Origin of the sequence: Kitasatospora sp. NPDC089797, assembly GCF_040684795.1 — a bacterium.
In the GTDB taxonomy this organism is placed as follows: domain Bacteria; phylum Actinomycetota; class Actinomycetes; order Streptomycetales; family Streptomycetaceae; genus Kitasatospora.
The window spans coordinates 47,226-69,030 of the sequence record NZ_JBFBGS010000043.1; the positions used below are offsets into that span (position 1 = coordinate 47,226).

19 protein-coding genes and 2 pseudogenes are annotated in these 21,805 nt (G+C 73.5%); 13 read left to right on the forward strand and 8 right to left on the reverse strand.

From position 1 onward, the window contains the following. Positions 1–120: 120 nt before the first annotated feature. Complete coding sequence (locus AB0O91_RS29630; RefSeq protein ID WP_363439345.1) at positions 121–2,613, reverse strand: glycosyltransferase family 39 protein; 2,493 nt, start codon at positions 2,611–2,613, stop codon at positions 121–123. Between the two features lie 216 nt (positions 2,614–2,829). Next, a complete protein-coding gene (locus AB0O91_RS29635) occupies positions 2,830–3,951 on the reverse strand; it encodes an alpha/beta hydrolase-fold protein (RefSeq protein WP_363439348.1) in 1,122 nt (373 codons plus the stop codon). 146 nt (positions 3,952–4,097) lie between these two features. On the opposite strand from AB0O91_RS29635, the gene AB0O91_RS29640 reads away from it, so the two are divergent. From AB0O91_RS29640 to AB0O91_RS29655, 4 genes and pseudogenes are all read left to right on the forward strand, one after another. After that, complete coding sequence (locus AB0O91_RS29640; RefSeq protein ID WP_363439351.1) at positions 4,098–5,012, forward strand: hypothetical protein; 915 nt, start codon at positions 4,098–4,100, stop codon at positions 5,010–5,012. Between the two features lie 363 nt (positions 5,013–5,375). Beyond that, positions 5,376–5,816, forward strand: a pseudogene (locus tag AB0O91_RS29645) (trypsin-like peptidase domain-containing protein); the annotation flags it as partial. Between the two features lie 201 nt (positions 5,817–6,017). Next, a pseudogene (locus AB0O91_RS29650) lies at positions 6,018–6,746 on the forward strand (putative Ig domain-containing protein); the annotation flags it as partial. 111 nt (positions 6,747–6,857) lie between these two features. Then, positions 6,858–7,523, forward strand: coding sequence for an HAD family hydrolase (locus AB0O91_RS29655; protein WP_363439354.1), 666 nt, complete (start codon positions 6,858–6,860; stop codon positions 7,521–7,523). Here AB0O91_RS29655 and AB0O91_RS29660 read toward each other — a convergent pair. Beyond that, positions 7,511–8,251, reverse strand: a complete 741-nt coding sequence (locus AB0O91_RS29660; protein WP_363439357.1) for an SDR family NAD(P)-dependent oxidoreductase — start codon at positions 8,249–8,251, stop codon at positions 7,511–7,513. The two genes, AB0O91_RS29655 and AB0O91_RS29660, sit on opposite strands and share 13 nt — an antisense overlap. Before the next feature lie 103 nt (positions 8,252–8,354). On the opposite strand from AB0O91_RS29660, the gene AB0O91_RS29665 reads away from it, so the two are divergent. The 5 genes from AB0O91_RS29665 (at position 8,355) to AB0O91_RS29685 (ending at position 12,381) form a co-directional block, all read left to right on the forward strand. Then, positions 8,355–9,209, forward strand: a complete 855-nt coding sequence (locus tag AB0O91_RS29665) for a helix-turn-helix transcriptional regulator (RefSeq protein ID WP_363439359.1) — start codon at positions 8,355–8,357, stop codon at positions 9,207–9,209. Between the two features lie 120 nt (positions 9,210–9,329). Beyond that, the gene (locus AB0O91_RS29670; protein ID WP_363439362.1) at positions 9,330–10,220 is read left to right on the forward strand and encodes an aminoglycoside phosphotransferase family protein; all 891 of its coding nucleotides are present in this window, start codon (positions 9,330–9,332) and stop codon (positions 10,218–10,220) included. A gap of 86 nt (positions 10,221–10,306) precedes the next feature. Then, complete coding sequence (locus AB0O91_RS29675) at positions 10,307–10,615, forward strand: cupin domain-containing protein (protein WP_363439365.1); 309 nt, start codon at positions 10,307–10,309, stop codon at positions 10,613–10,615. A 49-nt stretch (positions 10,616–10,664) separates the two neighbouring features. After that, the gene (locus tag AB0O91_RS29680) at positions 10,665–11,486 is read left to right on the forward strand and encodes a methyltransferase domain-containing protein (protein WP_363439368.1); all 822 of its coding nucleotides are present in this window, start codon (positions 10,665–10,667) and stop codon (positions 11,484–11,486) included. A 193-nt stretch (positions 11,487–11,679) separates the two neighbouring features. Next, entirely contained in the window at positions 11,680–12,381 is a 702-nt protein-coding gene (locus AB0O91_RS29685; protein WP_363439371.1) for a DUF4328 domain-containing protein, read from the forward strand. Between the two features lie 53 nt (positions 12,382–12,434). On the opposite strand, the gene AB0O91_RS29690 is transcribed toward AB0O91_RS29685, so the two are convergent. From AB0O91_RS29690 to AB0O91_RS29700, 3 genes are all read right to left on the reverse strand, one after another. Next, positions 12,435–12,983 (reverse strand): hypothetical protein, encoded by a 549-nt coding sequence (locus tag AB0O91_RS29690; protein WP_363439374.1) that lies wholly within the window; start codon positions 12,981–12,983, stop codon positions 12,435–12,437. A gap of 112 nt (positions 12,984–13,095) precedes the next feature. After that, positions 13,096–13,785: an aspartate/glutamate racemase family protein gene (locus AB0O91_RS29695; RefSeq protein ID WP_363439376.1), complete on the reverse strand. Its 690-nt coding sequence runs from the start codon at positions 13,783–13,785 to the stop codon at positions 13,096–13,098. Positions 13,786–13,833: 48 nt separating this feature from the next. Further along, on the reverse strand, positions 13,834–15,693 hold the full coding sequence (locus AB0O91_RS29700) for a CocE/NonD family hydrolase (RefSeq protein ID WP_363439378.1): 1,860 nt from the start codon (positions 15,691–15,693) through the stop codon (positions 13,834–13,836). 252 nt (positions 15,694–15,945) lie between these two features. Between AB0O91_RS29700 and AB0O91_RS29705 the strand changes: the two genes are divergently transcribed. Then, positions 15,946–17,070 (forward strand): HoxN/HupN/NixA family nickel/cobalt transporter, encoded by a 1,125-nt coding sequence (locus AB0O91_RS29705; protein ID WP_363439380.1) that lies wholly within the window; start codon positions 15,946–15,948, stop codon positions 17,068–17,070. Between the two features lie 73 nt (positions 17,071–17,143). On the opposite strand, the gene AB0O91_RS29710 is transcribed toward AB0O91_RS29705, so the two are convergent. Together AB0O91_RS29710 and lepB are read right to left on the reverse strand one after the other, a co-directional pair. Next, positions 17,144–18,082: an SGNH/GDSL hydrolase family protein gene (locus AB0O91_RS29710; protein WP_363439383.1), complete on the reverse strand. Its 939-nt coding sequence runs from the start codon at positions 18,080–18,082 to the stop codon at positions 17,144–17,146. A gap of 248 nt (positions 18,083–18,330) precedes the next feature. Beyond that, positions 18,331–18,990 carry a signal peptidase I gene (gene lepB / locus AB0O91_RS29715; RefSeq protein ID WP_363439385.1) on the reverse strand — a complete coding sequence of 220 codons (660 nt, stop codon included), beginning with the start codon at positions 18,988–18,990 and terminating at the stop codon, positions 18,331–18,333. 158 nt (positions 18,991–19,148) lie between these two features. Between lepB and AB0O91_RS29720 the strand changes: the two genes are divergently transcribed. The 3 genes from AB0O91_RS29720 to AB0O91_RS29730 all read left to right on the forward strand — a co-directional run bounded on the left by AB0O91_RS29720 (position 19,149) and on the right by AB0O91_RS29730 (position 21,762). Continuing rightward, positions 19,149–19,577, forward strand: coding sequence for a (2Fe-2S) ferredoxin domain-containing protein (locus tag AB0O91_RS29720; RefSeq protein WP_363439388.1), 429 nt, complete (start codon positions 19,149–19,151; stop codon positions 19,575–19,577). A gap of 108 nt (positions 19,578–19,685) precedes the next feature. Further along, complete coding sequence (locus AB0O91_RS29725; RefSeq protein ID WP_270148018.1) at positions 19,686–19,940, forward strand: hypothetical protein; 255 nt, start codon at positions 19,686–19,688, stop codon at positions 19,938–19,940. A gap of 154 nt (positions 19,941–20,094) precedes the next feature. Continuing rightward, positions 20,095–21,762 (forward strand): metallophosphoesterase family protein, encoded by a 1,668-nt coding sequence (locus AB0O91_RS29730; RefSeq protein WP_363439391.1) that lies wholly within the window; start codon positions 20,095–20,097, stop codon positions 21,760–21,762. The last annotated feature ends 43 nt before the right edge of the window (positions 21,763–21,805 follow it).

Genomic DNA, 21,805 nt, shown 5'->3' on the forward strand with positions numbered 1-21,805 from the left:
GGGATTCCCGGAGCCGGCCTCCCGGTGCGGGACTCCCGGATCAGCGATCGGGGTTCCGGGAGTCCTGGCCTGGTGGGCCGGGCCGCTGGGGCCCGGCCCGGCCCGAGCGGGCCGTGGGGATCAGGACGTCGGGGCCGTCAGGTCGTAGAAGGTGGCCCCGCCGACCGTCTTGGCGGTGAAGTGGGTGGTCACCCAGGCCTCGATCTGGGCCGCCTCGTTCTGCTCTCCGCCCTCGCCGTTCGCGCTGCCCTCGGCGCCCGCGCCGCCGCCGAAGCCGCGGTGCGAGCCGCCGGCGATGAACCAGTGCACCTTGCCCTGCTCGACGTACTTCTGGAAGCCCGCCAGGCTGAGCGAGGGGTCCGTGCCGTTGAAGCCGCCGAGGGCCATCACCGGCTTGCCGGTGGCGAGTTGGTAGCTCGCGGCGTTCTGCGAACCGGTGGTGGCCGCCGCCCAGGTGTACTGGCCGGCGTCCTCCGAGAGCAGCGCGGCCGCCTCGGAGCTCACCTTGGTGCCGCCGAGCAGGCCGCCCATGGCGCCGCCCATGCCGCCGCCCGCGCCGCCGCCGAAGCCGCCCGCGCCCTCCGGGTCCTGGCCGCCGGGGAAGCCGGGGAAGCCGGGGAACCCGGTGGCGCCGCCGGAACCGCCCGCGCCGGCCGATCCGCGCTCGTGGTGGCCGCCGGGGGCGGTGTCGCCGGAGCCCCGGCCGGAGCCGCCCGGGAAGCCGTTCCGGTCGTGGGTGCCCTGACCGCCCTGGCCGTTGGAGCCGCCCTGACCACCGGGGAAGCCCTGACCGCCCTGACCGTTGGCACCACCCTGGCCGTTGAAGCCGCCCTGACCGCCCGGGAAGCCCTGGCCGAAGCCCCGGCCGTTGCCCGCGCCGGCCCGGCCGCCCTTACCGCCCTTGCCGAAGGCGCCCGGCCCGAAGCCCGCACCCTTCACGGACGGCCCGGCGGTGATGATCGAACCGTTGTGCGCGGTGCCCACGGTGTCCACCGCGTACGCGGCCGGACCGCCGAACGCCGCCGCCAGGCCCACCAGGCCCGCCACCGAGGCGATCCGCGCGCCGACCCGCCCGGAGGTCCGGCCCGCGAACTGTCCGGCGACCAGCGCGGCCGCCGCCGCCAGCCCGCCGACCAGCACCACCCAGCGCAGCCACGGCAGGAAGTCGGAGCTGCGCCCGAGCAGGACGAACGCCCACCCGGCCGTCACCGCGAGCACGCCCGCCAGCAGCAGCGCGTACGGCAGCCGGTGCCGCGCCCGCCACAGGCCGTCCACGCCCATGCCGACCAGTGCCGCGACCGCCGGGGCCAGCGCCACCGTGTAGTACTGGTGGAAGATCCCGGACATGAAGCTGAAGATCAGCGCGGTGGAGACCAGCCAGCCGCCCCAGACCAGGAAGGCGGCCCGGGCGGTGTCCGGCCGGGCGTAGCGGCGGGTCGCCCACAGGCCGACCACCAGCAGGATCAGCGCGGCCGGCAGCAGCCAGGCGATCTGCCCGCCGATGTCGCTGCCGAACAGCCGGGTGATGCCGGTCTGGCCCCAGCCCCGGTTGTGCCCGGCGCCGCCCGGCAGGTCGAGCCCGGCCGGCATCCGGCCGCCGCCGCCCACGCTGCCGCGCTCGTTGCCGTCGACCCGGCCGAGGCCGTTGTAGCCGAAGGTCAGCGACAGGAAGTCGTTGTCCTGCGAGCCGCCGACGTACGGGCGGGCGGAGGCGGGCAGCAGCTCCACGACCGCCACCCACCAGCCGCCGGAGACGGCCAGGGCCACGCCCGCGAGCAGCATCTGCCGCACCCGCCGCCAGAAGCCGGTGGGCGCCACGACCAGGTAGATCACCGCGAAGGCGGGCAGGATCAGGAACGCCGCCAGCGTCTTGGTGAGGAAGGCGAAGCCGAACATCGCCCCGGTGAACAGCAGCCACCGGGTGCTCGCCGTCTCGATCGCCCGCACCATCCCGTACGCCGACAGGGTGAGCAGCAGCACCAGCAGCGCGTCCGGGTTGTTGAAGCGGAACATCAGCGCGGCGACCGGGGTGAGCGCCAGCGCGGCGCCGGCCAGCAGGCCGCCGAGCGGCGAGAAGCGGCGGCGCACCGTCGCGTACAGCACGCCGACGGTGGCGGCGCCCATCAGCGCCTGCGGGGCCAGGATCGACCAGGAGGAGAGGCCGAACAGCCGCACCGACAGTGCCATCGGCCAGAGCGAGGCCGGGGGCTTGTCGACCGTGATGAAGTTGCCGGCGTCGGAGGAGCCGAAGAAGAAGGCCTTCCAGCTCTGGCTGCCGGCCTGGACGGCGGCGGAGTAGAAGGCGTTGGCCCAGCCGGAGGCGCCCAGGCCCCACAGGTAGAGCACGACGGTGGCGGCCAGCAGCCCCAGCAGGGCCGGGCGCACCCAGCGCGGGTCGTCGGCCCGGCCGCGCCAGGTGCGGGCGGGCAGGGTGCGCAGTCGTCCGGACCAGGAGGCCGGGCCCTTCGGGCCGGCGGGCGGCAGGGGCTGCTCGGGGAAGAGCGGTGCCGGGTCCGGCCGGTCGGCGCCCGGCTGCGGCGCCTCCGGCGGCGGGTAGTTCGCGGCCTCGGGCCACGGTTCGCCGGCCGGAGGGGAGTAGCTGCTCGTGGTCATGCGCCATACCGTGCGTGGCGTGACTGAGAGAACCGTGAGATACGGCTGTGAGACGGGTGTGATCTGCCCGCATTCACCCGTACGGCGACGGCCGGCGGGCGGTTCCGGTCGGACGGGCGTCCGGCGGCCCCGGACGCGCGGTCGGACGGCGGCCCCGGGGACGCGCCCCCGGACGGCGCCGGGGACCGTCGGGACCGCAGGGACCGCCGGAGGGGCTCAGGCGGCGGCCGGCATGGTGATGTGCTTGCCCAGCCACTCCAGGGCCGGGGGGATCTCCCGGGTCCAGGTGTGGAAGTTGTGGCCGGCGGTGTCCAGGGTGATGGTCGACATCTTGGTGGGGGCCTTGAAGGCGGCGACCATGGCCTTGGTCTCGCCGTAGTTGTTCTCGTCGTACGCGGTGGTCAGCAGCAGCGAGACCGGGGCGGCGGGCTGGTTCTTGAGCCGCCAGAGCAGGTCGTTCTCCTGCTTGAGCTTGTCGTCGCCGCCGAACAGGTCGCCGGTGGTCGCGTCGTGGGCCGCGCTGTAGTAGCCGGAGAGGGCGACTGCCGCCGGGTAGGAGTCGGGCTTGCGCAGGGCGAACTTGAGCGCGCAGTAGCCGCCGGTGGAGTTGCCGATCACGGCCCGGTTGGCCGGGTCGGTGCCGATCCGGTAGGTGGTGGCGAGCGCCTTGGGCAGGTCGGTGGTGAAGAAGGTCTCGACCTGGGGGCCGTTCGGCACGTCGACGCACTCGGTGTCCCGGTTGTCGACCAGGGTCGGGCGGGTCATCACCAGGATGGTCGGCGGCAGTTTCTTCTGCTCGATGGCGTCCAGGGTGGAGGCCGGGTACTGCATCAGCGAGATCAGCTTCTCCGGGGTGCCCGGGTAGCCGGTGAGGACGACGGCCATCGGGAAGCGCTGCTTGGCGAAGCCCGGCTGGAAGTACTGCGGCGGCAGGTAGACGTACGCCTCGGTGCTCAGACCGGTGCCGGCCCCTTTGACGTCGACCTTCTGGATCTGCCCGGAGCGGTCCGGCTCCGAGCCCTGGGACGAGTAGAACTTCTGCTCGCCGGTGACGGTCACGCCGGACGCGTTGGGCTGGTGGTCGACGACGGTGCCGAGCCCGCCGCTGGTGCCGAGCAGGTCGGTCCAGGAGCTGTAGAAGCCGAAGTAGCTGTTGGCGATCAGGCCCATGGCGGCCAGCACCGACAGCTGGGTGGCCAGGAAGGCCCCGATCCGGCCCAGCCAGGACTTCCAGCCCTTCCCGCCGAACTTCGGCCAGAACCACATGGTGGCGGCGAAGACGGCGATCGCGATGACCGTGGTGATGATCTGGAGGGGGAGTCCGGTGAGACTGAGCACGGGCCCGATCGTAGTTGACCCGGGTGGGCGGGCCCGGACGGGGCCCGGAGGTGATCGTTCCAAACCTGTTGACCCGGGTGGTTCGTGCTCGGCACCATGTCGCGCGGCGTACACGAAGCGTGCGCGCGATGTGATCGGGGTGGGTTGTGACGTTCTCGGGATCCAGGGGCAGGGCCGTACTGGCCGTCGGTGCGACGCTGTTGCTCGCGGCGTGTTCGGCCGGGGGCGGAGGTGGTGCGGCCGCGCCGAGCGCGACCCCGAGCGCCACCGGTACGCCCTACGGCACCGAACTCGACCAGGCCCTCAAGACGATCGGCGGCGGGCTCGGGAAGGCCGCCGGGGCCAGGACCACGGCCGATCTCAACATCGCACTCGCCGCCGTCGAGGCGGACTCCTACCACGCCTCGCGACACCTGAAGGGGCCCGGCACACCCGGGGGCGAGACTGCGCACGCCGACCTGGTGAAGGCCCTGGGCTCGCTGTCCGACGAGACGGGGGCCCTCCGTGCCGACCTCAGGGGCAACAAGGTCTGCGGTCTGGACGCCGGCAAGGCGCGCCTCGGTGCCGGCCAGGCGCTGTCGGGCGTCTCGGCCGCTGTCGCCAAGCTGACGGAGGCGGGCTACCGGAGCGCCTTCACCGTCCCCGAGCTGCCCGAGCCGGTCGCGCAGCCGCGGACCCTGGAGAACGGCACCATGATCCGTGAGGGCGCCCAGGGCGGCGGGGGCACGCTGGAGATCGACGACAACGCCGGCCAGGACGCGGTCTTCACGATCGGCCGCGACGGCACCGCGCTGGCCTCGGTCTTCGTTGCCAAGGGACAGCAGGCCAGCATCGAGGGGATCGCAGCGGGCTCGTACGACATCTCCTACACGACCGGGACGGACTGGGACCCGGAGGCGCGGCAGTTCACCCAGGACTGCGACTTCGTCAAGTTCCAGGACAAGCACGAGTTCACGTCCAAGGGCGGCTGGACCATCTGGAAGATCAAGATCCGTGCGCAAGACGGCCGGGGCAATTCCAAGGTCCAGCGGCAGGACGCGAACTCCGCACCGCAGCCGTAGCGTTCGGCGAGTGCACCCTTAACGGGCATACCAGGACGGGTCATTGCCATTTCATGGCACAACAAGGGCCTGAGGGTGGCGAGTTGCGCAGGAAGTGTTGACCCCTTGAGGTGACCATGGCACTTTCGTGCGGGCGCGGGCCTCGGCGACCAGCCGGGCAACCCGCGATCCCCCACAAGGAGAGCCATGTTCAAGAGAGTTGTCGCGATGCTCGGCACGAGCGCCGTCGTCGCGAGCGGGCTGGTCCTCGCCGGTGCCCCCGCGCACGCCGTCCAGGCCGCCGACCTGACGGCGACCATCGCGCTGGACGACTGCTCGGCCTCGCTGGTCCGGTTCCCCGCCTCGGTGGCCGGGGACCGGGCCATGATGCTCACCAACGGGCACTGCCTGCCGACCATGCCCCCCTACGGCCAGGTCATCCAGAACGTCAGCGCCAGCCGCAGCGGCACCCTGCTGGACGGCGCCGGCAACTCCCTCGGCACCGTCCAGGCCGACCAGGTGATCTACGCGACGATGACCGGCACCGACGTCACGCTCTACCGCCTCACCGACACCTTCGCGTCGATCAGCTCCAAGTACGGCGTCACCGCGCTGACCGTCAGCGACACCCACCCGGTCGACGGCTCCTCGATGTACATCCCGTCCTCGTACTGGAAGCAGGTCTGGAACTGCTCCGTCAACGGGTTCGTGCCCACCCTGCGCGAGGACGAGTGGACCTGGCACGACTCGCTGCGCTACAGCTCCGGCTGCAACACCACCCACGGCACCTCCGGTTCGCCGATCATCGACTCCGCGAGCGGGCGGATCGTCGGCATCAACAACACCGGTAACGACGACGGCCAGATGTGCACCCTCAACAACCCCTGCGAGGTCGCCGCCGACGGCTCCACCAAGGCCTTCAAGGGCCAGAGCTACGGCGAGGAGACCTACTGGTTCACCACCTGCCTCAACTCCGCCCGGGCCGTCGACCTCTCCGTGCCCGGCTGCCTGCTCACCAAGCCGGCCGGCTCCGCCGTCACGGTCGCCAACCCCGGCAACCAGTCCACCGCCGTCGGCGGCGCGGTGAACCTCCAGGTCAACGCCTCGGGTGGGACGGCTCCGCTGTCGTACTCGGCGAGTGGGCTGCCGGCCGGGTTGGCGATCAACGCGAGCACCGGTGTGATCACGGGTTCGCCGACGGCGGCGGGCAGTTCCAGCGTGACGGTGACGGTGAAGGACTCGGCGGGCAAGTCGGGGACGGCGAGCTTCACCTGGACGGTCACCGGTGGTGGCGGGGGTTCCTGCACCCCGGCGCAGCTGCTGGGCAACCCGGGCTTCGAGACGGGTTCGGCGGCGCCGTGGACGGCGACGTCCGGGGTGATCGACAACAGCTCCTCGCAGCCGGCGCACGGCGGTAGCTGGAAGGCCTACCTGGACGGCTACGGCAGCGCCCACACGGACACGCTGTCGCAGACGGTGAGCATCCCGGCGGGTTGCAAGGCGACGCTGAGCTTCTGGCTGCACATCGACACCGCGGAGTCGGGTTCGACGGCGTACGACAAGCTGACGGTGGCGGTGAACGGCACCACGCTGAAGACGTACTCCAACGTGGACGCCGCGGCCGGCTACCAGCAGCGGACCTTCGACCTGTCGGCGTACGCGGGTCAGACGGTCACCCTGAAGTTCACCGGCACCGAGGACGCCTCGCTGCAGACGAGCTTCGTGATCGACGACACCTCCATCCAGACCAGCTGACGCTGAGTCGACCAGCGGGCCCGGCGGCTTCGGCCGCCGGGCCCTTGTCACGCCCGGGAGCGGTCCGGAGGTGGTCCGGGGGCGGTCCGGGGACGGTCCTATGCTGGGCGGATGACCACCCCGATAGACCTGGTGATATTCGACTGCGACGGCGTCCTGGTGGACAGCGAGACCATCGCCGTCCGCGTCCTGGTGCGACTGGGCGCGGAGTACGGCTGGCCGCTCACCGCGGCCGAGGTGGTCGAGCGGTTCGTCGGGCGGTCGGAGGCGGCCAACCACGCGATGGTCGCCGAGCGGCTGGGGGAGGAGACCGCGACGCTGTTCGACAAGCGGTTCCGCGAGCTGCACGCCGAGGCCGTGGACGCCGGGCTGACGCCGGTGGACGGCGTGCCGGAGGCGCTGGACGCGCTGGCGGCGCTCGCGCTGCCGACCTGCGTGGCCTCCAGCGGCGGCCACCCGAAGATGCGGCACACCCTGGGCCGGACCGGACTGTACGGGCGGTTCGAGGGGCGGATCTTCAGCGCCACCGAGGTCGGACGCGGCAAACCCGCGCCCGACCTGTTCCTGCACGCCGCGCGGTCCATGGGCGTCGACCCGGCCCGCTGCCTGGTCGTGGAGGACAGCGCGCCCGGCGTGGCCGCGGCCCGGGCGGCCGGGATGCGGGCGCTCGGTTACGCGGGCGGGGTGACGGCGGCGGAGCGGCTGGCCGGGCCGGGCACGGTCGTCTTCGACGACATGCGGGAGCTGCCCGGCCTCATCGCCGCCTACCAGGGGTAGCGGCCGCCCTCCGCGTGGAAGAACTGGCCGGTCGGCACGGTCAGCGCCTCGTCGAGCTGGCGGGCGATCCGGCGGCCGCCCTCCTCGACGTCGGCGGGGCCGGAGTGGTCGTTGAGGTCGGTGGCGCAGTGGCCGGGTTCGAGGGAGTCGACCCTGATGCCGTCGGCGCGCAGGGTGCGGGCGTAGACCAGGGTGACGGCGTTGAGCGCGGCCTTGGAGGTGTTGTAGCCGAGCAGGGCCGCGTACCGGCCGGCCGGGGTGTCCGGGTCGGCGAGCACGGAGGAACTGCCCAGGCCGCTGGAGACGTTGCCGATCAGCCCGGCCGGGGACTTGCGCAGCAGCGGCAGCAGGGCGTTGATGACGGTGACGGCGCCGAACACGTTGGTCTCGTAGGTCGCACGCAGGTCGTCCAGCGGCAGCGTCTCCGGGGTGCGGTCGAGGTCGCGGGTGATGCCCGCGTTGTTGACCAGGGTGTCCAGCCGGCCGTACTCGGCGGCGACCAGGGCGGCCGCGGCGGTGACGGTGGCCGGGTCGGTGACGTCCAGGTGGACGAACCGGGCGGACAGGCCCTGCGCGGTGAGCCCGGCGGCGGCTTCGGTGCCGCGGCCGGGGTCGCGGGCGCCGATCAGCACGGTCTGTCCGGCGCGGGCGAGTTCACGGGCGGTGGCGAGGCCGATGCCCTTGTTGGCGCCGGTGATCAGGACGATGCGGTGGCTGTCGTTGTTCATGCGGACCACTCTGGCCGGGCGGCGCCGGGCCCGGGAGGGCACTGTCGAGGGTGGTACCGGCGATGCCATGGTCACGCTGCGGCGGCCGGGCGAGACTGGGGGCGTGGAACACGTGGACCGGGCGGAGCTGGCCGCCTTCCTGCGGCGCTGGCGCGCCCGGATCCAGCCCGCCGACGTCGGCCTGCCGGCCGGCGGGCGGCGCCGTACCCCGGGCCTGCGCCGCCAGGAGGTGGCGCAGCTGGCCGGCATGTCGGTGGAGTACTACATCCGGCTCGAACAGGGCCGGGGGCCGCGCCCGTCCCGGCAGATGATCGGCGCGATCAGCCGGGCCCTGCGGCTCTCCGAGGACGAGACCGCCCACCTGCACCACCTGGTCGGCGAACCGCCGCTGCCGCCGAGCACGCTGCCCCGCGGCGTCCGGCCCGGCATCCTGCACCTGCTCGACCGGCTGGACGACACCCCGGCCATGGTGTGCAGCGCCGCCCGGGACATCCTCGCCTGGAACGGCATGGCGGCCGCGCTGCTCGGCGACTTCTCCGCCCTGCCGCCCGGCGAGCGCAACTTCGTCTGGCGGTTCTTCACCGACCCGGCCGCCCGCGCCCTCCACCACGCGGCCGACCACGACCTGTTCGCCCGCGGGTCGGTCGCCGACCTGCGCTCCGCCGCCGCCCGCTACCCCGCCGACAGCGGGGTGCGCCGGCTGGTCGACCGGCTGCTCGCCGTCAGCGCGGAGTTCCGCGAGCTGTGGGCGCGGCAGGACGTGGAGATGCGGCGTTCGACCACCAAGCGGCTGGTGCACCCGGTCGTCGGCCCGCTGGAGCTGGACTGCGAGGCGCTGCACGACCCGTACCGGGACCAGTGGACGGTCTTCTACACGGCCGCGCCCGGCACGCCCTCGCACTCGGCGCTGAAGCTGCTCAAGGTGGTGGGGAACCAGGACCTCGCGGTGCGGGGGTGAGCGGGGCGCGCCGGGCGGGCGGGGTGAGCGGGACGTGCCGGGCGGGTGGGGCGCGCCCGGCGCGCAGGGCGGGCTAAACCGTTTGCCGGGGCGGGGCGGCTGCTGGCAGGGTCGGGCGCCATGCCCCCGAAAATGCACGCGGACGAACTGGACATCGACGAGGCGCTGGTGCGGCGGATGGTCGCCGGGCAGTTCCCGCAGTGGGCCGGCCTGCCGGTCGAGCGGGTGGACTCGGCCGGGACGAGCAACGCGATGTACCGGCTGGGCGCGGAGCTGGTGGTCCGGATCCCGCGGATCCCCGGGGCGGTCCAGGACATCGAGAAGGAGGAGGCCTGGCTGCGCCGTCTGGCGCCCGAACTCCCCTTCGCCGTACCGGTTCCGGTGGGACTGGGCGCGCCGGGCGACGGGTGCCCGTGGCCGTGGTCGGTGCTGCGCTGGCTGGAGGGCGTCAACCCGGTGGCCGGGGACGTGCGCCGGCCCGGGCCGCTGGCGGCCGACCTGGCGGCGTTCGTGACCGCGATGCACCGGGTGGACCCGGCCGGCGGCCCGGCCTCCTACCGCAGCGAGCCGTTGGCGGCGCGGGACCCGGCGGTCCGGCGGGCGCTCGCCCGGCTGGCGGGGGAGGTGGACGTGCCGGCCGCAACTGCCCTGTGGGACACGACACTCGGCGCGGCTGACCACCCCGGGCCGCCGGTCTGGATCCACGCCGACCTCCAGCCCGGCAACCTGCTGGTGGACGCCGCCGGACGGCTGAGCGCCGTCATCGACTTCGGCTGCATGGGCCTGGGCGACCCGGCGGTGGACCTGCTCACCGCCTGGTACGTGCTCCCCGCCTCCGCGCGCGGCGCCTTCCGCACGGCCGTCGCCGCCGACGACGCGGCCTGGCAGCGGGGGCGCGGTTGGGCGCTGTCCGTCGCGCTGGCGGAGCTCGACTACTACCGGGAGACCAACCCCCGGATGGCGCGCACCGCCCGGTACGTGGTCGGTGAGTTGCTCGCCGGGGACGCCTGAGGGGGCCGGGGGCCGACGACGTGGTCCCGGCAGGTTTTACCCAACGGTCGACCAACGTCCGGGCGGGCCCGGGTAGCGTCCCCGGCATGAGCGTGGTGGACGTGAGGGAATGCGCGACGGGGCTGCCCGAGGCCTGGCGCTCGGTGGTGCTGGGCCGGGTCGGCACGGCGGCCGTGAAGGTGCTGCGGATGGACGGACGGGCGCTGGAGCCGGAGCTGCACGGGACGGCCGAGGTGCTGGTCGTCGCCGACGGTGTGCTGGAACTGGACCTGGACGGTACGGAGTTGACGGTCCGCGCCGGTGAACTGTGCGCGGTCCCGGCGGGTGCCCGGCACGCGGTGCGGGCGGGCAGCCGGGGGACGCTGCTGATCGTGGAGGTGCCGGAGCCGGGTTGACGGGCGCGGGGCCGCGCGGGCCCGCCCGGCCCGTCCTAGAGTGGGTGCTGTGACCGATCCGCGCCGCCCCACCTCGGCCTTCCACGCCGCCAACGCCGACCCTGCGGTCACCGCCCGGCTGGTCGCCGCACTGGACGCCCAGGCGGAGAACCCCGGGGTGCGGCGGCTGCGCGAGTGGGCGCACGCACAGCTGGCCGCGCGTCCCGGCGAGCGGGCGCTGGACGTCGGCGCCGGCACCGGTTCGGAGACCCTGGTGCTCGCGGCGGCGGTCGGCCCGGACGGCACCGCGACCGGGGTGGAGCCCCACCCCGGTCTGCGGGCCGTCGCCGAGCAGCGGGCCGCCGAGGCGGGCAGCGCGGCCCGGTTCGTCGACGGCGACGCGCTCGCGCTCCCGTGGCCCGACGGCGGCGCGGACCTGGTCCGGTGCGAGCGCGTGCTCCAGCACCTGGACGAACCGGCCCGGGCCGTCGGCGAGTTGGCCCGGGTGCTGGCCCCGGGCGGCCGGGTCGCGCTGCTCGACACCGACTGGGCGACCTTCGTCCTGCACCCGGTCGCCCCGGAGGTCGGCCCCGCGCTGGGCGCCGTCGCCCGGGCCACCGCCGCCGCCCCGGAGGCCGGGCGCCGGCTGGCGGGCTGGCTGGCCGCGGCCGGGCTGACCGTCGACCGGGTCGGCGCGGAGGTGCTCCTGCACGACCCCCGCGCCATCACCTGGCCGGTCGTCCGGGGCCTCGCCACGGCCGCCGTCGGCCGCGGCCTGATCACCGGGGCGCAGCGCGACCGGCTCTACGCCGACCTCACGGCCGCCGCCGAGCGGGGCGCCTTCCACCTGTCCGTGACGGTCTTCGCCGCCGTCGCCCACCGGCCGGGCTGACCCGTCCCGTCCGGCCGCTCCGGCCTCAACTGAGTTCGTCTGCGCAGGAAGTCGGCCCCACCGACGTCCTGCGTACTTCCGGCCCGTCGGAGCCCGTCACCATAATGATCCCGAAAACAGCTGGTGCACGAAGCTGTCGGGGCCCTATCGTTACGCTCCGTCATTCCGGTCCAGTCCTGGAGTTCCCACAGTCATGCCTTCGCCCGCCGTGTACCGATCGCCGAGAGCGACCGCCACCGCCGCCACCGTCCTGCTCGTCGTCTGCGGCGCGGCGACGCTGTTCCAACTGGTCGCCGACCTGCTGCTGTACGGGGCGGTCGGAGACCTCTCGGGCGACGTCGACTTCGGCGACGAGACCGCGCTCGGTGCCCCGTTCACCCTCAGCGCACTCGCGGGCCTGCTGTACCTCCTGACCCTGGTGGGTTCGGTGGCCGCCTTCCTCACCTGGTTCTACCGGGCCCGGGTGAACGCCGAGGTGATGGACCCGCACGGGCACCGGCGCGGGCGCGGCTGGGCGATCGGCGGCTGGTTCACCCCGGTGGTCTTCCTCTGGTTCCCCCGGCAGATCGCCGGCGACATCTGGCAGGCCGGCGTCCGGCCGGACGCGACGGGCGTGCGCCCGCCGTTGTCGCAGACGCTGCTCAACTTCTGGTGGGGCGCGTTCGTCGTGGCCAACGCGACCGGCAGGATGGGCGGCGAGCTCACCGGCGCGGCGCACTACCCGGACGACTACCAGCAGGGCCTGGTCTGGACGATCGCCTCCGATGCGCTCGGGGTGGCCGCCGCCGTCCTCGCGGTCATGGTGGTGCGCAAGGTGACGGCCATGCAGGAGGAGCGCTGCGCCGAGCACTACGCCCGGATGCAGGGGCTCCAGGTCTCGGCCGTCCAGAGCTGAACCCCCCACCCGTGCGCGGGAAGTCGGCCCGGCCGACTTCCCGCGCACGGGTGTCAGCGCAGTCCGTCCGCCCAGGCCGTCAGCCGGGCGAAGTCGTCCGCCGTCAGCCCGACCCGCGGGTCCACGTGGTGGAGCAGCGCCGGCCCGTCGTGGTGGGCCCGCACCCAGGCCCGGTCCGCGTCCGTGAGCTGGTCGTCGACCCAGGCGAACGGACGGCCCTGCGCCCAGGCGACGATCTCCGGGGTCTTCCAGAAGACCCCGCCCGCCGGCTCCGGCCGGGGGTCCGCCCAGGCGATGAACGGCAGTTCGGGCAGCCCCAGCAGCGGCCCGATGAAGGCGTTGGCCTCCTCCTCCCAGGTGGTCGCCCACACCAGGTCGAACGGCAGCGCGGCCAGCGCCGGCCCGTGCCCCGGATAGAGCCAGACCCGCAGCGGCTTGGGCTCCTTGTGCGGCAGGCCCCACGCCGCCAGCCGCCGCCGCTCCGCGGCCCGCCACCGCGGCGTCATCAACCGGTGCGTCCGGTACCCCTCGGGCCGCCGGTACGGCTTCGCCGCCTCCGGGTTCAACGGACCGTCCACGTCCACCAGCAACACCGGCCGCATCAGCGCCCACCCCTTCGATCGTCCGTCCCCGGACGCTACCGCCCGCCCCGCCGCGCGCCCACGGGTTTTCCCCCGGTGGCCCCCGGGGGCGGCTGGAGGGCGCGCGGGCCGGTCAGGCCAGGGCGGCGGTGACGGCGGCTTCGGCGTGGAGGCGGGCGGTGGGGAAGAGGGGGACGGGGCTGTCCTCGGGGTGGACGAGGAGTTCGATCTCGGTGCAGCCGAGGATGACGCCCTCGGCGCCGGCGGCGACCAGGTCGGCGATGATCCGGCGGTAGGCGGCCCGGGAGTCCTCGCGGACGGTGCCGACGCAGAGTTCTTCGTAGATCACCCGGTGGACCAGGGCGCGGGACGGGGCGTCGGGGACGAGGACGTCGAGGCCGTGCCGGGCCAGCCGGCCGCGGTAGAAGTCCTGTTCCATGGTGAAGGCCGTGCCCAGCAGGCCGACCTGGCGCAGGCCGGCTGCCCGGACGGCGTCGGCGGTGGCGTCGGCGAGGTGGAGCAGGGGCACGGAGGCGGCTGCCTCGATCCGGTCGGCGACCTTGTGCATGGTGTTGGTGCAGAGCAGCAGCAGGTCCGCGCCGGCGGCTTCGAGGGAGCGGGCCGCGTCGGCGAGGAGGGTGCCGGCCTCGTCCCAGCGTCCGGCGGTCTGCAGTTCCTCGATCTCGGCGAAGTCGACGGAGTACAGCACGAGTCGGGCGGAGTGCAGGCCGCCGAGGCGGTCGCGGGTGAGTGCGTTGAGGGTGCGGTAGTACTCGGCGGTGGATTCCCAGCTCATGCCGCCGATCAGGCCGAGGGTCTTCATGCCCACCGTTATAAGGCAGATTCGGAAGAGAAAGCAATCGTATAAGAATTACTTTGATGGGCTCTCGCGGGGGACGCGGTGCTGCCATTCCCGGGTGAACACGACCGATCCCGCCTCCAGTGCCCGCAGCTGCACCACGCTGAGGAAGTGCCCGGCGTCGCAGCGGAGTTGGGTGCGGGTCTGGACGGTGACGTCCCAGCCGATGTCGGGGCGCTCCAGGCGCACCGTGTGGTCGGTGCGGGCCTGGGCGCTGAGCGGGGAGCCGGTGAGGACGCGGTAGGCGGTGACGGTGTGCTCGTCGCGGACCAGGCCGTCGGGGTGGGTGCGGGTGCCGTCGGTGGCGGGGGAGAGTTCGGTGCGCCATTCGTGGCGGCCGATGTCGTGCACGGTGACGTGTTCGGGCCGGGCGGTGAGCGGTTCGGTGAGGTGGATGTCGAGCGGGTCGGGCAGGGCGGGGGCGGCGAGGGTGACGGGCGCGCCGCCGATGTCCGCGGCGAGGTGGCGGACGGGCAGGCCGAGGCTGGAGCGGGACGGGTCGAGGGCGTAGCCGCTGTCGTCCGGTCCGGGCCACACCCAGGGCCAGTAGACGGAGGAGAGCGCGAGCCGCAGCCGGTGCCCGGCCGGGACGGTGGCGGCGCAGGCGGCGAGTTCGACCTCGGCGTCCGGGCCGGTGGCGGCCAGCACGCCCCGGGTGAGCAGGGTGGAGGTGCCGTCCGGGCCGACGGCGCAGAGCCGGGCCACCACCTGGGCGGCGGAGTCGGTGGGCCGCAGGCGCAGCCGGGCGGTGGGCGCGCCGAGCAGTTCGACCGGTTCGGGCAGTGGCTGGGAGTCGAAGCAGACCGAGCGGCCGTCCTCCTCGCGCTGGTCCGGCGGCTGGTCGGCGGGGCGGCCGTGCGGGACGTACGCACCGGCGTTGAGCCCGGTGTGCTGGGGGGAGCGGACCGGGACGTAACGCTCGTGCGCGGCGGTGCCGGCGGTGCGCAGCTGGTTGTCCAGGTCGTAGTGGATCTCCCGGACGTCGGGGGAGGGCCAGGCGTCCTCGCCGGTCCAGCGGGTGCTGATCCAGCTGCGCAGGGCGGGTTCCCGGGCGGCGCCGGTGTCGGCGCCGCGCAGCCAGTGGTCCCACCAGCGCAGGGTCTCGGGCAGGGCGGCTTCGGGCAGGCCGTGCGGCCAGGGGCCGAGGAGGGCGCGGGCGGTGGGGGATTCGGCGAGCAGGCGCAGGACGAAGGAGCAGGACGGGTCGCCCCAGCCGGCCACGGCCAGCACCGGGACGGAGACCGGCACGGTGGTGTCCCCGGCGGCGAGCCAGGCGTCGATCGGGGGTTCCAGGGATTCGAGCCGGGCGAGCCAGCCGGCCCGCCAGGCGTCGCCGAGGCGGCGCGGGTCGGGCGGAAGGGCGGCGTCGGCGATCAGGGCGGTGAGCCGGGTGTGGAGGTCGGCGGCGAGGACGGCGCCGCCGAGCCGGTGGCCGCCTTCGGGGCAGGCGGCGACGGCCGCGCCGACGGTCTCCGGCGCCCGGGCGGCGAGCCGCAGCGCGGTGGTGGCGGCGGCGCCGGTGCCGAGCAGGCCGAGGCGGCCGTTGCACCAGGGGCGGCGGGCGAGCCAGTCGACGACGGCGGCGCCGTCGTCGAGTTCCCGGGCGCCGCCGGGTGCGCCCGGCAGGCCGCCGGAGTCGCCGTGGCCGCGGGTGTCGACCCGGACGGCCGCGTAGCCGTGGCCGGCGTACCAGGGGTGGCGGCGGGCGTCGGCGGCGGCGGTGCGGTCGGCGAGGCGGTCGGCCGAGTACTCCAGCAGGGCGGGGACGGGCTCGTCGCCGACCGGGCGCCAGAGGCGGGCGGCGAGTTCGGTGCCGTCGGGCAGCGGGATGCGCAGGTCCTCGCGGGTGGTGTGGAAGGGGTACGACGGCATGGCCGCTCCCATCGGGTCCCGGGCCGGGTGGGTGCCGTGCGGGCCGGGCGCGGACGGGGGTCGCGCGACGGGCGTCGGCATCTCGACCCTAGGGGAGGAAGCGGTCGATTTCCTGATGAAGAGGACGGATCGGGCGGGCGACGACCCGCTCCGTCCGGTAGCTGCACATGATTTGCACCTGCGCTCCCGAGGGGGAAAGATGGCCCGGCTCAGCCGGGCCTCCCGGCCCGAACCACCCGGAAGGACCGCAGGATGTCCAGCCCCGCCGCAGGTGCCCCGCCCGTCAGATGGCGCGACCGGCTCACCCGGGAGGAGTGGATCCGGCTGGCCGGGATGGGCGGCTTCATCCTCGCGCTGCACGTGATCGGCTGGTTCACCCTGCTCGCCCTGGTCGCGCCGGAGCACTACGACGTCGGCGGCCAGGTCTTCGGCGCGGGCATGGGCCTGACCGCCTACACCCTCGGCATGCGGCACGCCTTCGACGCGGACCACATCGCGGCGATCGACAACACCACCCGCAAGCTGATGGGCCAGGGCAAGCGCCCGCTGTCGGTCGGCTTCTGGTTCTCGCTCGGGCACTCCTCGATCGTCTTCGGCCTCTGCGCCCTGCTGGCCTTCGGCATCCGCACGCTGGCGGACCAGGTCGAGGCGGACGACTCGACCCTGCACAGGATGACCGGCCTGATCGGCACCACCGTCTCCGGCACCTTCCTGCTGCTGCTCGGCCTGATCAACCTGGGCGCCTTCAACGGGATCCTCAAGGTGTTCCGCCGGATGCGCGAGGGCGAGTACGACGAGGCCGAGCTGGAGCGCCAGTTGGAGCGGCGCGGGCTGATGAACCGGATCCTCGGCAGGGTCACCCGGGCGGTCACCAAGCCCTGGCACATGTACCCGGTGGGCCTGCTGTTCGGCCTGGGCTTCGACACCGCGACCGAGGTGTCGCTGCTGGTGCTGGCCGGTGGCGCGGCGGCGTTCTCGCTGCCCTGGTACGCGCTGCTGACGCTGCCGGTCCTGTTCGCGGCCGGGATGAGCCTGCTGGACACCATCGACGGCTCGTTCATGAACTTCGCCTACGAGTGGGCGTTCTCCCGGCCGGTCCGCAAGATCTACTACAACCTGACGGTCACCGGCCTGTCGGTGCTGGTGGCGCTGGTCATCGGCCTGGTCGAGCTGATCGGCCTGCTCGGCGAGAAGCTGGACATCACCAGCGGGCCGATCGCCTGGATCGGCGGCCTGGACCTCAACTTCGTCGGCTACGCGATCGTCGGGCTGTTCGTGCTGACCTGGGCCGCGGCGATCGCGTTCTGGAAGTTCGGCAGGGTCGAGGAGAAGTGGTCGGCGGGGCTGGCGGCGGGGTCCGCCGCCGAGTCGGAGTAGCCGAGGGCGTCGAACCGCGGGGCCGGTGACCGGGGTCACCGGCCCCGCGGGGCTGTCTACGGGGAACCGGCGCTCACTTCAGCGCGGCGAGCACCGCGTCCGCCATCGCCTTCTCGCCGGTCGCGTTCGGGTGGAACGGCACGGCCGGGGAGCCGGGCAGCGCGCCCTCGATCCAGCGGTCGTCCGAGCAGACGTCGTGCCCGCGGGTGGGCGTCGCGGTGTCCACGTACGTGGCGCCGTTGGCGGCGGCGGTGGACTCGAGGGCGGCGTTCAGCCGGTCGAGCACGCCGTGCATGTACGCGACGTCGCCGGGGGTGACGGGCTGGCGCAGGACGCAGGTCGAGCCGTCGGCGGGCAGCACGGACGGGTAGCCGACCAGCAGCACCCGGGCCTTGGGCGCCTTGGCGTGGATCTGCCGCAGGGTGGTGGCGATCTGCGGGGCGATGGTGGTGTCGATCCGTTCGGCCAGGTCGTCGTTGCCGTACTGCCAGGACCAGGTCCTCCAGTCCCAGTAGCCGTGGTGGTAGACGTCCTTGCAGGGCGTGCCGAGCGGGTTGACGACGGCGCCGGCGATGCAGGTGGCGACCAGTTCGCCGAGGCCGAGGTCGCTGGCGGCGAGGTCGTTGCCGCCGATCCCCAGGGTGACCAGGTCGGTGTCGGCGGTCACCGCGTCCAGCTGCGGGTCGTTGACCCGGAGGAAGGCGTCGTACTGCGGCTGGGTCATGGCCTTGATCTTGGCGGCCGAGCAGGTGACGTCGGTGTAGCCGCCGGCCTTGAGCGAGGCGGCGACCAGGTGGCCGTAGTTGTGGTCGGAGCGCAGGCACAGGCCGCCGGACTGGCCGGGCACGCCCGCGCCGGCGGCGTAGGAGTCGCCGAGCGCCACGTAGTGCCGGGGGGCGGGGGCGGCGGCCTGGGCGGTGGTGGAGGTGAGCGCGAGGGCGGCGCCGACGGCGACGGCGGCCAGGGCGCCGGAATGGCGGAGTCGCCGGGAATTCCGGGCAGGGCGGAGCACGGGTTCCTCCTGGGGGGAGAGAAACGACGGGTGGGGGTCGTGCCGAGCCGGGCCACAGCTACTCGCAGGTAAGTTACTGCCAGGTTTCGGCGGCGTCCATGGTTCCGGCCGGAATTCCCGAAAACCCGTCAGCCGGCACCGGGTGACATTTCGAATTCCGCTCCACTGCGTTTCGGAAAGAGCGGCGGTCGGAAATGACGGCGATCGGAACGGCGGCGAACGGAATTCCCGAATGCCGCGCGGCGCGGTTACCGGGCGGTGCGGCGCCGTGCGGCGGCGAAGGAGGCCAGGACGACGACGGCGAGCACCCCGAGCACGGTGATCAGTGCGCCGAGCACCATCAGGACCGCCGCGCCGATCAACGTGCCGGGCAGGGTGGGGGAGTCGTCGCCGGAGTCCCAGACCACCCGGTTCCCGGTCAGCGCGGCGAGGTCGACCGTCCCCTGCCGGTCGTCGTCGAGGTGCTGCCGGGAGTCGGCGGCGGTGTCCCGCCGGTCGCCCATCAGGAAGGCCCGCCCGGGTGGGACGGTGACCTCGAAGTCGCGGGTGCAGGTGCCGGCCTGTCGGGCGCTCGGCTCGTCGAGCGGCGTCCCGTCCAGGCTGAGCTGTCCGCCGGTGCAGGCGATGCGCTGGCCGCCGAGGGCCATCACCCGGAACACCGGGGCGGTGTGGAGGCCCCAGGGGGAGTCGACGATGTAGACCTCGCCGCGCCGGACGTCCCCGGCCGCGACCCGGTCGGCCAGCATCCGGTCGCCGGGCCGGAGGCCGGGGCCCATCGCGGTGCCGTCCATCCGGTGGAGGGAGTAGCCGCCGGTGAGGACCACCGAGAGTCCGAGCGCCCCGCACAGGATGCCGGTCACCGCCACGGCCAGTGCGAACCACAGGCCCCGGATCCTCCGTCTCGGCATCCGTGCGCCCCCTCTTTCCTCTTTCCGTGCCACGTCGTCGGCCGGATCCTAGTTCAGCGGGCCCGGGCGGCCGCCGGTGGCCAGGGGTGTGACAGGTACAGTTCCGGTGCAGAGCGTGCCGCCGACCGGGGCGCCGACCAGGAGGGGGAGCACCGCGGATGAGCCGCCGTGACCGCGAGCGTGGCAGTGGCCGTGACCTCGACCGCCGGGCGGGCGCCGGCGCCCCGGTGACCGTCACCGTCTGCCGTGACTGCTGCTGCGGCAGCCGGACCAAGCACCCGGACGTCGACCACGCGGCGCAGTTCGAGCGGCTGCGGGCGGCGGTCGGTTCGGCCGGCCGGGTCCGGGCGTCGAAGTGCCTGGACGTGTGCACCCAGTCCAACGTGGTGGTGGTCGGCCCGTCCAGCGAGGGCCGGGCGGCGGGTGCGCGCCCGGTCTGGCTCGGTTTCGTGCTGATGGACGGGATGATCGACGACATAGCCGCCTGGGTGGCCGCGGGCGGCCCCGGTGTCGCCGAGCCGCCCGGGCTGCTCGACCTCCAGCTGATCCAGGTCTCCCGCCGGGTCCGCGAGGGCCTGCCCGAGTGATCCAACTCGCTTGGCGGGCCGCGCGGTTCGTCCCCGGGGACGGCCGCGGGGTCGGCCCACTACGATGACCGGTGGCATCGAGCGGTTCCGCGCAAGGGGAGGAAGACGATGACGACGGTCTGCCGCATCTGCGCGGGCACCGGCCGGACCGCCGGCCTCAACTGCCGCACCTGCCAGGGCACCGGCACCACCGAGGTGGGCGGCGGCGGCGGCAACTGCTTCCTCTGCGACGGCACCGGGGTGTACGTCCGCTACCGGGTGGACGCGACGGGCGCCAAGCAGGCGTACCGGGACGAGATCTGCCGCACCTGCGACGGCACCGGCAACCGGTCCGCGAACCTCTGGGACGAACCGTCCGCCTGACGCCGGCCCGGCCCCGGGCGGGCCCGCTCGGCGGCCCGGCCATGATTTTTTACCTGTCCATGACCGGATCTTGGCATGCGTGTTCGGTGACACGCTGACGCTCGTTCACCCGGAGTCCGCATGCGGTCCATGATCCACTGGGAGAGTCCCGCGCATGGATATCCCCAACATGGGCGTGCCGGCCAAGCTCGCCGACCGCATGAGCATGGCCGAGCAGCACGAGTACCTGCGGGCCCGTTTCTCCCGCCGCCGGATGCTGCGCGCCGGCGCCGTGACCGTGGGTGCCGTCGCCGTCGGCGGTGCGCTGGGCAGCGCTCCGGCCTTCGCCGCTCCGGCCGGTCCCCAGCTGGTGACCGGTGGCACGACGGCCGGCATCGACGGTTCGCTGGTGGCGCCGATCGGGCGCCACCTCCAGTTCGGCCCCGAGCCGGACACCCAGTTCCGCATCTCCTGGCAGGTCCCCGCGCCGGTCAAGAAGCCGTTCCTGCGCTTCGGCAAGACCCCGTGGGAGCTGAGCCACAAGGTCCAGGCCGAGGTCCGCGCGCTGCACACCCCGGCGCTGACCCCCAACAGCCAGCCGGTGGACCAGTACTACCTGCACGTGGCGCTGGAGGACCTCCGCCCCGACACCACGTACTACTACGGCGTCGGCCACGAGGGCTTCGACCCGGCCTCCCAGCAGCAGATCTCCACGCTGCACACCTTCCGCACCGCGCCCTCCCGCGACCACCGCTGGGGCAAGGTCTACGAGCCGTTCACCTTCACCGCCTTCGGCGACCAGGGCGTCAGCTCCCACGCGGCGGGCAACGACAACATCATCAAGGCCCAGAAGCCGGCCTTCCACCTGCACGCCGGCGACATCTGCTACGCCGACCCGGCCGGCTCCGGCACCGACCCGGACAAGTCCGTGTTCAACGCGCGGACCTGGGACGACTTCCTGGTGCAGACCGAGACGGTCGCCGCCGACATCCCGTGGATGGTCGCCTACGGCAACCACGACATCGAGGCCTGGTACTCGCCGAACGGCTACGGCGGCGAGAACGCCCGCTTCTACCTGCCGGACAACGGCCCGGACCCGCGCAAGGTCCCCGGCGTCTACACCTTCCGCTACAAGAACGTCGGCGTCATCTCGCTGGACGCCAACGACGTCTCCTACGAGATCCCGGCCAACCTGGGCATCTCGGCGAACAAGCAGACCAAGTGGCTCGAGCGCACCCTCAAGGACCTGCGCAACGACGAGACCGTCGACTTCGTCGTGGTCTTCTTCCACCACTGCGCCTTCTCCACCACCGTCGCGCACGCCTCCGAGGGCGGCGTCCGCGAGGCCTGGGTGCCGCTGTTCGAGAAGTACCGGGTGGACCTGGTCATCAACGGCCACAACCACATCTACGAGCGCACCGACGCGATCCTCGGCAACAAGGTCTCGAAGCAGGTGCCGAGCGGCGCCACCATCGAGCCCGCCAAGGACGGGGTGGTGTACGTGACCGCGGGTGCGGCCGGCCGCAGCCTGTACAAGTTCGACGTGCCGGACACCTACGAGGGGCACGAGAACCACCAGGACGAGGTCAAGACCTACTACTGGAGCAAGGGCAAGGTGAAGACCCCCGAGACCATCCAGTGGTCGCGGGTCCGCTACACCGGCTACTCCTTCATCAAGGTCGACGTCACCCCGGCCCACCTGGGCCAGAAGTCGGTCATGAAGGTCACCGCGCTGGCCGAGAACGGCACGCAGATCGACAACTACACGATCCTGCGCAAGGTCGGCGAGGGCTGGGACTCGGACAGCGACGACGACGGTCAGGGCGGCGGCTGGGGCTGGTAGTCCCGCGCGGTCGTGACGGCGCCCCGGCGCCGAGGTCCTGCGA

Excerpts from the sequence above, each read along its gene's own strand:
- AB0O91_RS29630 (WP_363439345.1), bottom strand. The coding sequence starts at position 2,613 with ATGACCACGAGCAGCTACTCCCCTCCGGCCGGCGAACCGTGGCCCGAG.
- AB0O91_RS29655 (WP_363439354.1), top strand. The coding sequence starts at position 6,858 with ATGACCACCCCGATAGACCTGGTGATATTCGACTGCGACGGCGTCCTG.
- AB0O91_RS29660 (WP_363439357.1), bottom strand. The coding sequence starts at position 8,251 with ATGAACAACGACAGCCACCGCATCGTCCTGATCACCGGCGCCAACAAG.
- AB0O91_RS29670 (WP_363439362.1), top strand. The coding sequence starts at position 9,330 with ATGCCCCCGAAAATGCACGCGGACGAACTGGACATCGACGAGGCGCTG.
- AB0O91_RS29675 (WP_363439365.1), top strand. The coding sequence starts at position 10,307 with ATGAGCGTGGTGGACGTGAGGGAATGCGCGACGGGGCTGCCCGAGGCC.
- AB0O91_RS29685 (WP_363439371.1), top strand. The coding sequence starts at position 11,680 with ATGCCTTCGCCCGCCGTGTACCGATCGCCGAGAGCGACCGCCACCGCC.
- AB0O91_RS29690 (WP_363439374.1), bottom strand. The coding sequence starts at position 12,983 with ATGCGGCCGGTGTTGCTGGTGGACGTGGACGGTCCGTTGAACCCGGAG.
- AB0O91_RS29695 (WP_363439376.1), bottom strand. The coding sequence starts at position 13,785 with ATGAAGACCCTCGGCCTGATCGGCGGCATGAGCTGGGAATCCACCGCC.
- AB0O91_RS29700 (WP_363439378.1), bottom strand. The coding sequence starts at position 15,693 with ATGCCGTCGTACCCCTTCCACACCACCCGCGAGGACCTGCGCATCCCG.
- AB0O91_RS29705 (WP_363439380.1), top strand. The coding sequence starts at position 15,946 with ATGTCCAGCCCCGCCGCAGGTGCCCCGCCCGTCAGATGGCGCGACCGG.
- lepB (WP_363439385.1), bottom strand. The coding sequence starts at position 18,990 with ATGCCGAGACGGAGGATCCGGGGCCTGTGGTTCGCACTGGCCGTGGCG.
- AB0O91_RS29720 (WP_363439388.1), top strand. The coding sequence starts at position 19,149 with ATGAGCCGCCGTGACCGCGAGCGTGGCAGTGGCCGTGACCTCGACCGC.
- AB0O91_RS29725 (WP_270148018.1), top strand. The coding sequence starts at position 19,686 with ATGACGACGGTCTGCCGCATCTGCGCGGGCACCGGCCGGACCGCCGGC.
- AB0O91_RS29730 (WP_363439391.1), top strand. The coding sequence starts at position 20,095 with ATGGATATCCCCAACATGGGCGTGCCGGCCAAGCTCGCCGACCGCATG.